Annotated in this window: 15 protein-coding genes and 1 pseudogene; 8 read left to right on the forward strand and 8 right to left on the reverse strand. The window is 73.2% G+C overall.

Annotated elements, in window-relative coordinates:
• The first annotated feature begins 3 nt into the window (after nt 1-3).
• From SM611_RS01840 to SM611_RS01850, 3 genes are all read left to right on the forward strand, one after another.
• The gene (locus tag SM611_RS01840; RefSeq protein ID WP_371946998.1) at nt 4-678 is read left to right on the forward strand and encodes a winged helix-turn-helix transcriptional regulator; all 675 of its coding nucleotides are present in this window, start codon (nt 4-6) and stop codon (nt 676-678) included.
• 72 nt (nt 679-750) lie between these two features.
• Nucleotides 751-990 (forward strand): ribbon-helix-helix domain-containing protein, encoded by a 240-nt coding sequence (locus SM611_RS01845; protein WP_067634493.1) that lies wholly within the window; start codon nt 751-753, stop codon nt 988-990.
• Nucleotides 987-1,376, forward strand: coding sequence for a hypothetical protein (locus SM611_RS01850; protein WP_371946999.1), 390 nt, complete (start codon nt 987-989; stop codon nt 1,374-1,376). The genes SM611_RS01845 and SM611_RS01850 overlap by 4 nt, the downstream gene beginning before the upstream one ends.
• Here the strand turns inward: SM611_RS01850 and SM611_RS01855 are convergent.
• From SM611_RS01855 to SM611_RS01865, 3 genes are read right to left on the reverse strand one after another with little or no spacing between them, the layout of a single operon-like run.
• A complete protein-coding gene (locus SM611_RS01855; RefSeq protein ID WP_371947000.1) occupies nt 1,334-1,867 on the reverse strand; it encodes an isoprenylcysteine carboxyl methyltransferase family protein in 534 nt (177 codons plus the stop codon). The two genes, SM611_RS01850 and SM611_RS01855, sit on opposite strands and share 43 nt — an antisense overlap.
• Nucleotides 1,864-2,913, reverse strand: coding sequence for a type III polyketide synthase (locus SM611_RS01860; protein WP_371947001.1), 1,050 nt, complete (start codon nt 2,911-2,913; stop codon nt 1,864-1,866). Before SM611_RS01860 ends, SM611_RS01855 begins: the two co-directional genes overlap by 4 nt.
• 55 nt (nt 2,914-2,968) lie before the next feature.
• Nucleotides 2,969-5,287: an MMPL family transporter gene (locus SM611_RS01865; protein WP_371947002.1), complete on the reverse strand. Its 2,319-nt coding sequence runs from the start codon at nt 5,285-5,287 to the stop codon at nt 2,969-2,971.
• Nucleotides 5,288-5,358: 71 nt separating this feature from the next.
• On the opposite strand from SM611_RS01865, the gene SM611_RS01870 reads away from it, so the two are divergent.
• A complete protein-coding gene (locus SM611_RS01870; RefSeq protein WP_371947003.1) occupies nt 5,359-5,988 on the forward strand; it encodes a TetR family transcriptional regulator in 630 nt (209 codons plus the stop codon).
• Nucleotides 5,989-6,053: 65 nt separating this feature from the next.
• Here the strand turns inward: SM611_RS01870 and SM611_RS01875 are convergent, their stop codons facing one another.
• The 5 genes and pseudogenes from SM611_RS01875 to SM611_RS01895 all read right to left on the reverse strand — a co-directional run bounded on the left by SM611_RS01875 (nt 6,054) and on the right by SM611_RS01895 (nt 9,095).
• A complete protein-coding gene (locus SM611_RS01875) occupies nt 6,054-6,419 on the reverse strand; it encodes a DUF2516 family protein (protein WP_371947004.1) in 366 nt (121 codons plus the stop codon).
• Between the two features lie 154 nt (nt 6,420-6,573).
• The gene (locus SM611_RS01880) at nt 6,574-6,978 is read right to left on the reverse strand and encodes a hypothetical protein (protein WP_371947005.1); all 405 of its coding nucleotides are present in this window, start codon (nt 6,976-6,978) and stop codon (nt 6,574-6,576) included.
• Nucleotides 6,975-7,478 carry a helix-turn-helix domain-containing protein gene (locus SM611_RS01885; RefSeq protein WP_371947006.1) on the reverse strand — a complete coding sequence of 168 codons (504 nt, stop codon included), beginning with the start codon at nt 7,476-7,478 and terminating at the stop codon, nt 6,975-6,977. The genes SM611_RS01880 and SM611_RS01885 overlap by 4 nt, the downstream gene beginning before the upstream one ends.
• Nucleotides 7,479-7,626: 148 nt before the next feature.
• Nucleotides 7,627-7,869 (reverse strand): annotated as a pseudogene (locus tag SM611_RS01890) (YiaA/YiaB family inner membrane protein); the annotation flags it as partial.
• A gap of 164 nt (nt 7,870-8,033) precedes the next feature.
• Nucleotides 8,034-9,095 (reverse strand): neutral zinc metallopeptidase, encoded by a 1,062-nt coding sequence (locus tag SM611_RS01895; protein WP_371947007.1) that lies wholly within the window; start codon nt 9,093-9,095, stop codon nt 8,034-8,036.
• Nucleotides 9,096-9,137: 42 nt separating this feature from the next.
• Between SM611_RS01895 and SM611_RS01900 the strand changes: the two genes are divergently transcribed.
• From SM611_RS01900 to SM611_RS01915, 4 genes are all read left to right on the forward strand, one after another.
• Nucleotides 9,138-10,898, forward strand: coding sequence for a DUF2207 domain-containing protein (locus SM611_RS01900; protein WP_371947008.1), 1,761 nt, complete (start codon nt 9,138-9,140; stop codon nt 10,896-10,898).
• Nucleotides 10,899-10,971: 73 nt separating this feature from the next.
• A complete protein-coding gene (locus tag SM611_RS01905; protein ID WP_371947009.1) occupies nt 10,972-11,376 on the forward strand; it encodes a hypothetical protein in 405 nt (134 codons plus the stop codon).
• 163 nt (nt 11,377-11,539) lie between these two features.
• Complete coding sequence (locus SM611_RS01910) at nt 11,540-12,289, forward strand: FadR/GntR family transcriptional regulator (protein WP_371947010.1); 750 nt, start codon at nt 11,540-11,542, stop codon at nt 12,287-12,289.
• Nucleotides 12,286-13,533 (forward strand): CynX/NimT family MFS transporter, encoded by a 1,248-nt coding sequence (locus tag SM611_RS01915; RefSeq protein ID WP_371947011.1) that lies wholly within the window; start codon nt 12,286-12,288, stop codon nt 13,531-13,533. The genes SM611_RS01910 and SM611_RS01915 overlap by 4 nt, the downstream gene beginning before the upstream one ends.
• Nucleotides 13,534-13,541: the final 8 nt, after the last annotated feature.

Raw genomic sequence — 13,541 nt, forward strand, 5'->3', positions numbered from 1 at the left:
GAAGTGGAACAGCGAACCTACAACCAGTACTGCGCGACCGCCCGCACCCTCGACCTCGTCGGCGAGCGCTGGACGCTGCTGCTGGTCCGCGAGCTGCTCACCGGCCCGAAGCGGTTCGGCGACCTGCGGGCCAGCCTGCGCGGCCTCGGCACCGGGCTGCTGGCCGCCCGGCTGAAGCACCTGGAGCGGGAGGGCCTCGCCCGCAAGACGACGCTCCCGCCGCCCGCCCGCACCCCCGTCTACGCGCTCACCGAGGCCGGCGAGGAACTGGCCCCGGCGATCCTGGAACTGGCCCGGTGGGGGATGAAGTGGGCGATGGGCGAGCGGCGCCCGGCCGAGACGTTCCATCCCGGCTGGACGGTCCTCGGCCTGCGCGCCTGCTTCGTCCCCGAGGCCGCCGCCGGGCTGCGCGCCGTCTACGAGTTCCGCGTCGGCGACGAGGTGTTCCACGCCCGCGTCGACGACGGGACGATCGAGGCGCTGCACGGCCCGGCCCAGCACCCGGACGCGACCATCACGATCGACGAGGACGCCTTCGTCGCCCTGACCGGCCAGGGCGGGACGTTCGCCGAGGCGATCGCGACCGGCGCCGCGTCGGTGTCCGGGGACGCGGAGGCGCTGAACAGGCTGAAGGGCCTGTTCCGGCTGCCGCCCGCACGGCCGCGGACGTCGTTCTGACCGTCGCGGGGGCCGACCCGGAGACCCGGCCAGTACACACTGGGAGGGCTTGGAGTGTGTATTCTGTGCGCCATGGCGAGACTCAACATCACGCTCCCTGATGAGCTTGCCGCCACGTTGCAGGGCCTCGCCGAGGACAAGAAGATCGCCTCGGTGTCCGGGTTCCTCGCGGACGGGGCGCGGCTCAAGCTGGCCTTCCTGCGGGACTCCTCGACCATCGACGACCTGTTCGGCCCGCCGAGTCCGGATGAGCAGGCCATGGTGGACCGGCTCGTCGAACGCGGCGCGCCGGACCGCCGGGACGTCGCGTGATCACCGGTCACGTCTTCGACGCGACCGCACTCCTGGACCTGGCGACCGGCAAGACGATCTACGTCCGCGCCCGGTTGCGCGCGTCCATCGCCCAGCACGCGACCATCGTGATCCCCGCCACCGCGCTCGCCCGCGCCTGGCAGATCGTCCCGGACCACGGCCGCACCGTCCTGGAGCGGCTGCCCGGCATGCAGGTCGTCCACGTCGACGACCTCGACGACGTGATCGCCCAGCAGACCGGGCTGCTCGTCACCACGATCCCCAACCTGGGGATGGACGCCGCGCAGGCCGCGTGGTCGGCCCGCTGGCGGCGCTGGCCGCTGATCACCGCCGACCCGGAGGTCTACGCGGCCGTCCCCGGCGTCCGGGTGGAGCAGATCCCGTAGCCGAGGGCCTCGTTCTCGATCCTGACGCGCATCCGCAGCAGGGAGAGGTTGGCCGCCGTGAACAGCAGCGCCGTCCGCCACCCGGTGTGGACGAGCGGCAGCGCGACCCCTTCGGCGACGACGGCCACATAGTTGGGGTGCCGGACGCGGCGGTAGGGGCCGCGCTCGACGAGCGGCATGCCCGGCACGACGATGACCCGGGTGTTCCACCGCTTCCCCAGGCTGGCGATGCACCACCAGCGCAGCGCCTGGGACGAGACCGCCAGCGCCAGCATCGGCCACCCGAGGGCCGGGACGAACCGGGTCCTGCGCGCCTCCAGCAGCGCCCCGCCCAGCAGCCCCGCGTGCGCGGCGGCGATCAGCGGGTAGTGCCGCCGGCCGTGCTCGACCCCGCCGTGCCGCATCGCCCAGGCCCGGTTGCGGCGCGCCACGGCCAGCTCGGCGAGCCGCTCGGCGGCGACGAGCGCGATCAGCCCCGCGTACCGGTTCACCAGCGCAGCAGGAGCAGCTCGGAGGAGAACCCCGGGCCGAGCGCCATCAGCAGGCCGGGTTCGCCGTCCGGCGGGCGGCGCCGCGCGATCGTCTCCTCCAGCACGTTGAGCACCGACACCGAGGAGATGTTCCCCATCGTGCGCAGCGAGTCCCAGGTGACGTCCAGGGCGTCCGGTTCCAGGTCGAGGCGCCGCTGGATGGTCTCGATCACCTTCGGGCCGCCGGGGTGGCAGACCCACGAGCCGACCCGGTCCGGGCTGAGCCCGTGGTCGCCGAGGAAGGCGGTCACGTCGCCGGCCAGCGTCGCGTCGACGTGGTCCACCAGGTCGGCGGCGAGGACGACGCGCAGGCCGTGGTCGCCGACGTCCCAGCCCATGAGCCGCTCGGTGGCGGGATAGAGCCGGCTGCGGGTCGCGACCACCCGCGGCCCCCGGTGGGCGCCGGTGTCGCGCCGGTCCCCGACCGCGACCACCGCGGCGGCCCCGTCGCCGAACAGCCCGCTGGCGACCAGGTTCGCCACCGAGCCGTCGTCGCGCTGGACGGTCAGCGAGCACAGCTCGACGCAGACCAGCACCGCCACCCGTTCGGGCCAGCCGCGCAGGTAGTCGTACAGGCGGGACAGCCCGGCGGCGCCCGCCGCGCAGCCCAGCCCGAACATCGGCACGCGCGTGACGTCCTCGCGCAGGCCGGCGCGCTGCGCCACGCGGGCGTCCAGCGAGGGCGTCGCGACACCGGTCGACGAGCAGAAGACCAGGTGGTCGACGTCGCGCGGGCTGCATCCGGCCCGGTCGAGCGCGTCCCCCACCGCGCGGGTCGCCAGCTCGACGGCCGTCTCGATGTAGACGTCGTTGGCGCCCGTGAAGCCGTCCAGCTTCACGTACTCGTCGATCGGCAGCGCCAGGTTGCGGCCGGTGACCTGGGTAGCGGCGTGGAAGCGGCGGACGAGTTCCTCCTTCGCGTCCGTGCGGCGCACGACCGCCTGCGTGATCTGGTCCTGGTCGTAGTGGTGATCCGGCACGACCGTCCGTACTGAAGCGACGCGCATGGGCCCCCCAAGTGTCCGCCCACGCAATACCCGTCACGGAGAAGAACACTCTGTGTCAGGTCGTCAGCTCCAGTTCGAGTTGCTCGGCGGCCGGTTCGGGCTCCGGTTCCGGGGGCGGCGGCACCGGACGGGACCGGCCGGGCCACCACCAGTTCGCGTGGCCGAGCAGGCTCATCAGCGCCGGGACGAGGACGAGCCGGACGATCGTGGCGTCCATCGCGACGGCGACCGCGAGGCCGAGCGCCATCATCTTGACCATCGGGTCGGGCTGCGGGACGAAGCTCGCGAACACGAAGATCATGATGAGCGCGGCGGAGGTGATGAGCCGCGCGGTGGCCCCGATGCCGGTCACCACCGACTCGTGCGGGTCGCCCGTCCGCTCGTACTCCTCCTTGATCCGCGACAGCAGGAAGACCTCGTAGTCCATGGACAGCCCGAAGATCAGGGCGAACATGAACAGCGGGATGAACGACATGATCGGGATGGCCTGGTCGACGCCGAGCAGCTCGATGCCCCAGCCCCACTGGAACACGGCGGTGACGACGCCGAACGAGGCCCCGATCGACAGCAGGTTCATGAGCGCGGCCTTCACCGGGACGACCACCGAGCGGAAGGCGATGACGAGCAGCAGCAGCGCGACGACGACGACCGCGACGACGACGGTGAGCATGCGATCCCCGACCGTCGCCGCGATGTCGATGATGGCGGGGTTCTCGCCGCCCAGGTAGATCTCCGTGCCCGGATTGGCGTCCCGCACGGCGCGGATCTCCACGTCCCGCAGATGGTGGACGAGGTCGGTCGTCGATTCCGCGTGCGGGGCGTCCCGGGGGACGACCTGCAGGATCGCCGTCTTCCCGGTCACCACGGGCTCCCCGACGGAGACGACGCCGGGCACCTCGGAAACGCGCGTCTGCAGTTCCTGTGCGACGAGGACGGCGTCCTTGTCGGGCTTCTTGTCCGGGTCCGGCGCGCCCTTGGGAAGGGCCTGCCGCGGCGGCGGGCTGGGCTCGGCCACGGCCGGGCCGGTCAGGCCGGTCAGCCCTTCGCGGCCGTCGACCGTGGGCACCACGCGCTTCGGCTTGACGCGCTTCTCCTCGCCGGGCACCTTCGCGACGATGACGAACGGGCTGTAGTGGCCGGCGCCGAACTCGCGGGCGACGATCTCGTAGGCCTGCCGCGCCTCCATCTTCGGCGACGACATGCTGTCCGCCATCACGCCGAACCGCAGGCTGAGCGTCGGCACGGACAGCGCCAGCAGGACGAGCGTCGCGACGATCGCGTAGGGCCAGGCGTGCCGGTCGACGTGCCTTCCCCAGGCCGTCCAGCGCCGCGAACTCCGGTCGGGACGGACGCGCGGCAGCCGGTACCGGTCGATGCGGTCCCCGAGCGCGCCCAGGATGGCGGGCAGCAGCGTCAGCGCGGCGGCGACCATGATGGCGACGGCGAGCGCGGTCGCGATGCCGATGCGTCCGATGAACTCGATCCCGGAGAGGAACAGCCCGCAGATCGCGAACACGACGGTGCCGCCGGCGAAGACGACGGCGTGCCCGGAATGGGCCATCGCGTGCCCGACCGCGGTCTCCACGTCGTCGCCCTCGGCGAGTTGCTGCCGGTACCGGGTGACGATGAACAGCGCGTAGTCGATCCCGGCGCCGATGCCGAGCATCGCCGCGACCATCGGCGCCGTCGGCGCGATCTGGAACAGCGACGCCGAGAAATGGATCAGCGAGTAGGCGACGGCCATCCCGCACATCGACACCAGGATCGGGATGCCCGCCGCGAGGTAGGACCCGAACGCCAGCAGCAGCACGACCAGCGCCAGCGCGATCCCGACGCCCTCCTGCGGCCCGCCCTTCGGCTGGTTGAGGATCATCGCGACGATGCCGCCGAACTTCACCTCCACCCCGGCCATCCGCGCGGGCTCGACGGCGCGGTTCAGCGCGTCGAGGTCGGCGTGGCCCACCTCGCTCATCGTCCCGGTGAAGTTGAGCCGGACGACCACCGCGTTGTCGTCCTTCAAGCCGCCCATGCCGGGCACGTACGGGTTCTCGACGAACGCGACCCGCTTCATCTTCCCGATGTTCTCGATCGACCGTCCGATCGTGAGCGCGACCCGCCAGTCGGCGGGGGCGGCCTGCGGCGTCTCGTGGAAGACGACGGTCGCGGTCGGGCCGGTCATCGCGGGGAAGTCCTGGCTCAGCGTGTCGATGGCGCGCTGCGTCTCGGTGCCGGGCAGCGTGCTCTGCTGGACGAACATGCCCCCGTACACGATGCCGAGGACGCCCGCGCCCAGCATGACGACGGCCCACAGTTCGAAGACCGCGCGCCGCCGCCGCACGCAGAGACGCCCCAGTGCGTCCAGAAATCGCGCCATGCTGGCAGAGAACACCGATCGCTCTAGTTTTGCAATAGATGCAACTTTGCAGTCATGGTAATGTCCGTCACATGGACGAGGAGCGGGCCAGGCCGGGCCTGCGGGAGCGTAAGAAGCAGCGCACCCGGCAGGCGATCGCGACCGCCGCGCTGCGCCTGTTCGCCGAGCGCGGCTACGAGGAGACGACGATCGCCGACATCGCCGCCGCCGCCGACATCGCGCCCCGCACGTTCTTCGGCTACTTCCCGTCGAAGGAGGACGTGGTCTTCGCCGAGATCGACGACCGGCTCGCCGAGGTGTCCGAGCGGCTGCGCCGCACCCCCGGCGAGACGCCGATGGAGACGATACGGCGCAGCATCGTGGACGTCCTCAACGCGGTCGTCGCCGAGCACGCCGAGTACGGGGCGATCCAGGTCGCCCTCGTCCTCGAACGGCCCGCCCTCCGCGCCCGCGCCCTCCAGCGCCTCACCGACGCCCAGGACGCGATCGAGGCCCTGCTCCGCGACCTCTGCCCCGGCATCCCGGAGATCGACGCCGTCGCCGCGTCCGGCATAGCGGTCGGCGGGATGCAGGCGGTCGTCGCGCACTGCCGCCGCGAGGGCTACGACCCCGTCTCCATGCGCACCGCCCTCGACCGCGCCGTCCACGTCGTCGAACACGGCCTGGTCTCGGTCGAGGCCCTCTCCCGTCCGTCCCCCTAGGACGCCCGGCACCGGGCGGCGGAGGCGCCCGCCCCCGGTGCCCGGCTCACCCGTAGGCGGTGGGCCTACCAGGGGCCGTAGGGGCCCTGCCGGGAACCGCCGCGGCCGCCGTTCTTCTTCCGGTACGGGCCGACCGCGGGACGGACGTCCGCCAGGTAGACGGCGGACGCGATGAAGGCCGCGACCGGGAGGATGCCGATCAGCAGCGCGATCGGGCTGGCCCCCAGGGCCGCGGGCGCGACCGCGTAGGCGGCGCCGACGACCGCCGCGACGATCAGGACGATCATCCAGAGCTTCTTGCGCCACTTGCCCGCCGCGGCGAACGCGCTCTCCGGCACGGTCAGCGAGTCGATCAGCGCCCACGCCTCCATGACGAACGCGATGATCAGCAGCAGCCAGAAGAAGTAGTCCACCACGTTGAAGTCCGGCATCAGCGCTCCTGCTCGTCTCGGACGGCGACTCCCTGCCGCGCACCCGGCGTACGTCTGCCCCAACCCTATGCGCACCGTCCAGCGGGACAGCCTGTTGGAACAGACGAAGAAGCCCGGCCGGGTGTTCCCGGCCGGGCATTCTACGGCGGTGCCGTTACTTCTTCGTGGTGGAGCGGCCCTGCCGGCCCGTCCCGGTGCCGCGCTGGGCGGTGCGGGTCCGCGTGGCGGGCTTCGCGTCGGCCTCGGTGATCTCGGCGACCTGGACGGCCTCGCGGTTGACGACCTTCTTGCCCCGCTCGGCGAGCTCGTCGATCAGCTCGACGGCGCGGGTGCCGAAGTGCGTCGCGTACGCGACCGCGGCGCCCGGCAGGTCCTTGGCGTCCACGCGCCGCTGGTACCGGGAGACCTCGCCGCGGTAGCGGTCGACGGTGCCGCGGACCTGCTCGCGGTAGCGGTCCACCTGGCCGGGGACCTCACGGAGCTTCTCCACCGCGAAGTCGCCGGCGCCGGCCACGGCGTAGACGGCCTTGTTCTCTCGAATGTTGCTGGCCAGCGTCATCCGACCTCTTCCTTTCCGTTGCGTGCGATGCGTTCGTTGCGTTCACTGCGTTCGTACGGCTCCGCTGGTTCCTGCGCCGCGCGGTCGGGCGCCGGTGCGTCCGGTGCGGGGCGGTCCGGGGCCGCGGCGCCGGCGAAATCGGCGCCGAGCACGCCCGTGGCCTCGTTCTCCTTGAGGAACGACGCGTAGATGTCGAGCAGGACCTGCTTCTGCCGCTCGGTGAGCAGGAGGTCGGCCCGGACGGCGGCCTGGACGTCGGTGTCGGCCTCGCGGTCCTCAAGGATGCCCGCCTGCACGTACAGCGCCTCGGCGGAGATCCGCAGCCCCTTGGCGATCTGCTGCAGGATCTCGGCGCTCGGCTTGCGCAGGCCGCGCTCGATCTGGCTCAGGTACGGGTTGGAGATCCCGGAGACGTCCGCGAGCTGGCGCAGCGAGATCTTCGCCCGCGTGCGCTGCTCCCGGATGTACTCCCCGATGGAGCCGACCTTGGAACTTGCCATGACTCCAGCCTGCGTCATGGTGCTTGCAATTGCAAGCGGGCCAGCTAGCACTTCGTGGTGAATCGCCTCACATGCCGGAAACGTCAGAAAAGACGGAAATGACGGAGCCCGGCGCCGTCCGGGCGACGGCGCCGGGCTCGGCGGGAGGTCACAGGTTGGAGGTCGAGTAGGGGTCGTGCTCGGCGAGCGGCTTGTCCAGCCGCGCCTGGTCGACGCGGTTGCTGATGGCCTCGTTCTCCTCCTTGTCGCGGACGCACTTGGCCAGCGTGAACGTCGACGTGATCACGTACAGCAGGCCCAGCGCGAGGAACGCGCGGACCCACGCGCTGACGGGCAGGTACGCGACGCCCACGGCGACGGCGGTGCTGGAGACGGCGAACGAGATCGCGGCCTGGACGAAGAACGCGGTGGTGCCGGCGGCTTCGGGGTCGTCATGGCACGAGTCTGCGGCCCGCCCGCGCCCCGGGCATGAGTACCGGTGCTCAGCCGCGCGTACGCGAACGACTCAGCTCACCGTGGAGGTCGACTCGCCTGGAGGTCGGCTCGCCCTGGAGGTCAGCTCACCGTGGAGGGCGGCGCGATCCAGGTGTTGCACACGGTCAGGTCGCGGCCGTTGAAGCCGGTGACCACCCAGCCCGCGTAGTGGCGGCCGAGGCCGTGGTCGCGCTCGTCCGGCGGCTTGCGGTCCTCGCCCCGGCCCCGGACGTCCACGATCATCGCGACGTACTGCTCGCGCGTCATCGGCAGCGTGGCCCGCTCGGAGCCGAGGAACGAGCCCGCGAAGCACTGCGCCTGCAGCTCGATGCGGCGGCCGGCCGCGTTGGCGGTAGCCCGGTCGCCGCTCTCGATCTGCCGGTCCCCGTACAGGAGGATCCCGGCCCGGTCCTGGACGTGGTGGCCGTACTCGTGCGCGATCACCCGCGCGTACACGGCGTAGTGCGACAGCGGCTCGCCGCCCGACGTCTCGACGACGTGCTCCAGGCCGACGTACATCGTGTTGTTCGCCGGGCAGTAGAACGCGGACGCGCCGGGAGCCGGGTAGGTGCCGCACGGGCTGCGTCCCGGCTCCACCCAGAACACGCGGTTCGGCTTGTCGAAGGCGATCCCGGCCTTCTGGAACTGCCGGGCCCACGCGGAGTCGAGGCAGTCGCTCAGCGTGTTCATGAACTGCCGCATGGACTCGGCGGACGGCAGGATGCCCGGCAGCCGGCAGCTCACCGACGTCAGCGCCCCGCTCTTGTACAGCTTGTTGTCGGTGGCCTTCTCCTTCGCCGACTGGGCCCCGCCGCCGGACGATGCGGGCGTCCGGGCGTCGGCGGTCGAGCCCCGGGTCGTCCCGCCGAGCAGGGACAGCCCCAGGATCGCGAAGACGACGAGGGCGGTCAGGCCGCCGAAGATGCCCGCGATCGTCCCGCCGGCGCTGCGCCGCGGCGGCGGGCGCATCGGGACGTACCGGTACTGCGGCGGTCCGTAGGCGGGCGGCCCGTACCCCGGCCCGCGCGGGGGCGGTGCGCCGTACGGCGGCCCCCCGTACGGGGGCCCTCCGTGCGGAGGCCGGCCGTACGGCGGCGCCGGTGGCCGCGGCGGTGGTGGCGGCGGGGGGTAGTGACCTGCCATAGCGCAGAATCATCGCACGCGTTGCCGATACTATTTGCGGCCATGTCTGCTCTTGCGGCGTTGTGCCGGTTCCGGCCGGTGGCTCTGACGGTGTCGGCCGCGGCCCTGATCCCCCTGCTGACCTCCTCTCCCGCGACGGCCGCCGCCGCCGGGACCGGGTCCGGGACGATCGCGGCGTCGGAGCGGGTGCTCAAGGACGAGGTCGTCCTCACCGCCGGCGAGGGCGGCGCCGTCAAGGTGAAGGAGACGATCGTCTACCGGTTCGCCGGTCACAAGGGATTCCGGCGGACGTTCCGCACCCGCGCCCACGAGAGCCTCAGCGAGGACCGCGTCTGGAAGCTCGGCAACCTGCGGGCGAGCAGCCCGGACGGCGGCCCGACGAAGGTCGACGCGTCCAGCGGCGACCTGACGACGACCGTCGAGGTGAGCGGCGCGAAGAACCTGACCGGTGACCGCACGGTCGTGCTGGAGTACGACCTGCGCGGCGCGATCACCCCGATGGGCGCGGCGGAGGAGCTGCGCTGGCCGGTGATCGGCGGCTGGAAGGTGCCCCTCGACGAGGCGAAGGCGACCGTCGACGGCGGCGCGATGATCCGCAGCGTCAACTGCTTCACCGGCCCGATCGGCAGCACGATCGGCTGCACGCAGTACTACACGAACCACGCGCACACGCAGGGCGTCTACGCGCAGCAGGGGATGCTGCCGGGCGAGTACATGACGGTCGTCGCCGGGCTGCCCGCGGGCACGACCGGCGGCCGCGCGGTCTACGAGCGCCGGCACACGGTCGCGACCGCGTTCTCGGTGAACGCCGTGACGCTCGGCGCGCTCGCCGGGCTGCTGGTCCTGCTGGTCGGCGGCGTCGCCGCCCTCTACCTGCTGCGCGGGCGGGACGCGCGGGTCGTCGGCAGGAAGGCCGCCGAGGGCGACCAGGCGCCGCTCGCCGGGGCCGAGTTCGAGCCGCCGGACGGGGTGCGCCCCGGCCAGATCGGCACGCTGATCGACGAGCAGGCCGACGTGATCGACGTGACCGCGACGATCGTCGACCTCGCGGTGCGCGGCTACCTGCTGATCGAGGAGGAGGACCGGGCCGTGACGGGGCGCCTCGACTGGACGCTGCGCCGCCTCGACCGCCCCCAGGTCGACCTCCTCCCCTACGAGCGGATCCTGCTGGACGCGCTGCTCACCGCCCCGGACGGGTCCGGCCGCGACGCCGTCAAGCTGTCGGAGCTCGGCGGGACGTTCGCGACGAAGCTGGCGCAGGTCAGGTCCGCGATGTACGACGACGTGGTGAAGCAGGGCTGGTTCGCGCGGCGGCCCGACACCGTCCGGTCCCGCTGGACGGTCGCGGGCATTCTCGTCACGCTGCTCGGCATCGCCGCGACGGTGGCGCTGGCCCTCACCACCGAGTGGGCGCTCGCGGGACTCGCGCTGATCATCGCGGGCGCGGCGCTGGCCTATGGCGGCCAGTACATGCCGGCGAAGACCGCGCGCGGCGCGACGGTGCTCGCGCACACGATCGGCTTCCGCGCGTTCCTGGAGCGCGGCGCCGTCCCGGACGGCGACGCCGCGGCGTCCCGGCAGCGGATCGCGCTGTTCTCCCGCTTCCTGCCGTACGCGGTCGTGTTCGACACCGTCCAGAAGTGGGCGGAGACGGTCAAGGACGCGGGCGAGCGGGCCGAGGGCGCCGACAACCTCTACTGGTACGAGGGCCCGGCCGAATGGGACCTGTCGAAGTTCGCGGAGTCGATGCGGACGTTCACGCTGGCCACGTCGGGTTCCATCTCGCAGTCGCGCGGCATGTGACCGGCGCCGGGCGGTGACCGGACGGTTAGCCGCCTGACGCCGGGTAAGGGCCGGGGCGAGGAGGTGGCGCCCCATGCTCGCCGGCGACGTGAATCCGACGGCTCCCCCCGGCGGCGTCGGAGACGCCTGGTTCCTCTACATCGGGCCCGCCGTGATCTTCCTCGCGGTCATCCTGTGGGTCGTGGTCACGCTGACGGCGTCCCGGATCCGGCCGCGCGGCCGGACGCCGCGGGGCGGTCTGCCGGGCCGCGGGCCCGTGCAGGGCGGCATCATCCAGGGCAGCCCGTCCCAGCGGTCGCGCCGCGACCCGGCGCCGTCGGTGACGCGCCGCGCGGTCATGGCCCACATCGAGGAGGAGCGCGCCCGCGAGGAGGCCGCGCGCGAGGAGGCCGCGCGCGACGAGCGGCGGGCGAGGACACGCGGCCGCAGGCGCCGGAAGAGGCGCCCGGGGCTGTTCGGCTCGCGCAGGGCCCGCTGACCTCGGCCCGGGCATCCGGACACGGCGTCCGCCGGTACCCACCCCGCACCCCGGCGGGCGCCGCCCGCGCCCGCGGTGGCCGCCGAGACCCCTCCCGGCGGTCATCGCGGGTCGTCCCGATCGCCTCTCGTAAGATGTCTGACGTCTTACTTTGGGAGGGTTCGTGGGGTTGAGTCCTATCGCCGGCGGATCGACGGTCGACGCCGTGCTCGAACAGCTCCAGGCACAGGTCAGCGACGGGTCCTGGGCGGTCGGCGAGCGGATCCCGGCCGAGCTGGACCTGGCCGCGCAGCTCGGCGTGAGCCGCCCGGCCGTGCGGGAGGCGATCCGGGCGCTGTCGCACGTCGGGGTGCTGGAGGTGCGGCGCGGCGACGGCACCTACGTGCGCAGCGGCTGCGACCCGCGCCCGCTGCTGCGCCGGGTGGCGCGGGCGTCGGCCCGGGACGTGTTCGAAGTACAGCTCGCCTACGACGTCCAGGCGGCCCGGCTCGCGGCCCGCCGCCGCACCACCGCCGACATCGCGCGGCTGGAGGAGCTGCTCCGCGCCCGCGACGAGGCCACCGAGCCGGACGCGTTCGGCGCCGCCGACGCGCGGTTCCACCTCGGCGTCGCGGAGGCGTCCCGGAACCCGGTGCTCATCGAGGCGATGCGGTTCTTCATCGGGCGGCTGCACGAGTCGATGCGCGCCGTCCGGCTGGACCGCGAGGTCCCGGAGGCGGGCCCGGCCCGGCACCGCGCCGTGCTGGACGCGATCATCGCGGCGGACCCGCAGGCGGCGGCCTCCGCCGCGGCGGCCGTCGTCGAGCCGACCCTCGCCGTCCTGGAAACCCTGCTGGACGGGGACGGGGACGCGGTGCCGGGCGCGGCCACGACGGTCGGCGCGGACGCCGCGGCCGACGGGGAGGGGCGGTGAGCGCGCGGCGCGCCGGGACGGCCGGTGCGCTGCTGATGATCGTCCTGGTGGCGGTCAACCTGCGGCCGGCGGTCGCGGCGGTCGGGCCGGTGCTGACCGAGATCAGCGACGAGTTCGGGCTGTCCGGGACGGCGGCGGGCGCGCTGACCACGCTGCCGCTCGTCTTCTTCGGCTCCTACGGGCTGGTCGCGGCGTTCCTGCCGCGCGCCCCGCGCGGCGAGACGCTGCTGGTCAGCGCGATGGCGCTGCTGGTCGGCGGGCTGGTGCTGCGGCTGCTGGACGGCCCGGTCGCGCTGTTCGCCGGGTCGCTGGTCGCCGGGATCGCGATCAGCATCGGCAACATCGCGATGCCCGGCATCATCAAGCGGGACCATCCCGCCCGGATCACCACCGTCACGTCCGTCTACACGGTCGCGGTGACGGCCGGGGCGGCGGTGTCGTCCGGGCTGTCCGTGCCGGTCGAGGACGCCTTCGATTCGACGTGGCGGCTGCCGCTCGGCCTGCTCGCGATCCCGGCGGCGCTCGCCGGGCTGCTGTGGGTGCCGCGGGCGCGGCGGGCGGCGCACGCCGCGCGGTCGGCGCCGCCGGCGGCCGCGTCGCGCGGCGTCGCGGCGCTCGTGTGGCGGTCGGGGCTGGCGTGGAACGTCACGGTGTTCATGGGCATGCAGTCGCTGCTCGCGTACGTCGTGCTCGGCTGGCTGCCGACGATCTGCCAGGACCGCGGGATGGGCGAGGCGCCCGCCGGCTACGTGCTGGCCCTGTCGGCGGCGATGCAGGCGGCCGGGTCGCTGGCCGTCCCGGTGCTCGCCCGCCGGGCCCGCGACCAGCGCCCGCTCGTGCTCGGGACGGTGGCGCTCACGCTGGTCGGGTTCGCGGGAGTGACCTGGGCGCCGATCGGGTCGGTCTGGGGCTGGACGGTGGTGCTGGGCTTCGGCCAGGGCCTCGGGTTCGCGACCGCGCTGTCGTTCATCGGGCTGCGCGCCCACGACGCGCACATCGCGGCGCAGCTGTCCGGGATGGCGCAGGGCACCGGCTACCTCATCGCGGCGACCGGCCCGCTCGCGGTCGGCGCGCTGCACGACGCCACCGGCGGTTGGAGCGTTCCGATGATCGGTGTGCTGGCCGTGACCGCCGCCATGGCGGTGCCCGGGGTGGCGGCGGGACGCCTCCGGGCGGTGGGTGCGCCCGCCCGCCCCACCCCCGACGGGGTTAACTCGGAAATCAGCGGACACATCCCTAATTGACCCCTCGT

The sequence above is a fragment of the Actinomadura monticuli genome, assembly GCF_041463655.1.
GTDB lineage: Bacteria > Actinomycetota > Actinomycetes > Streptosporangiales > Streptosporangiaceae > Spirillospora > Spirillospora monticuli.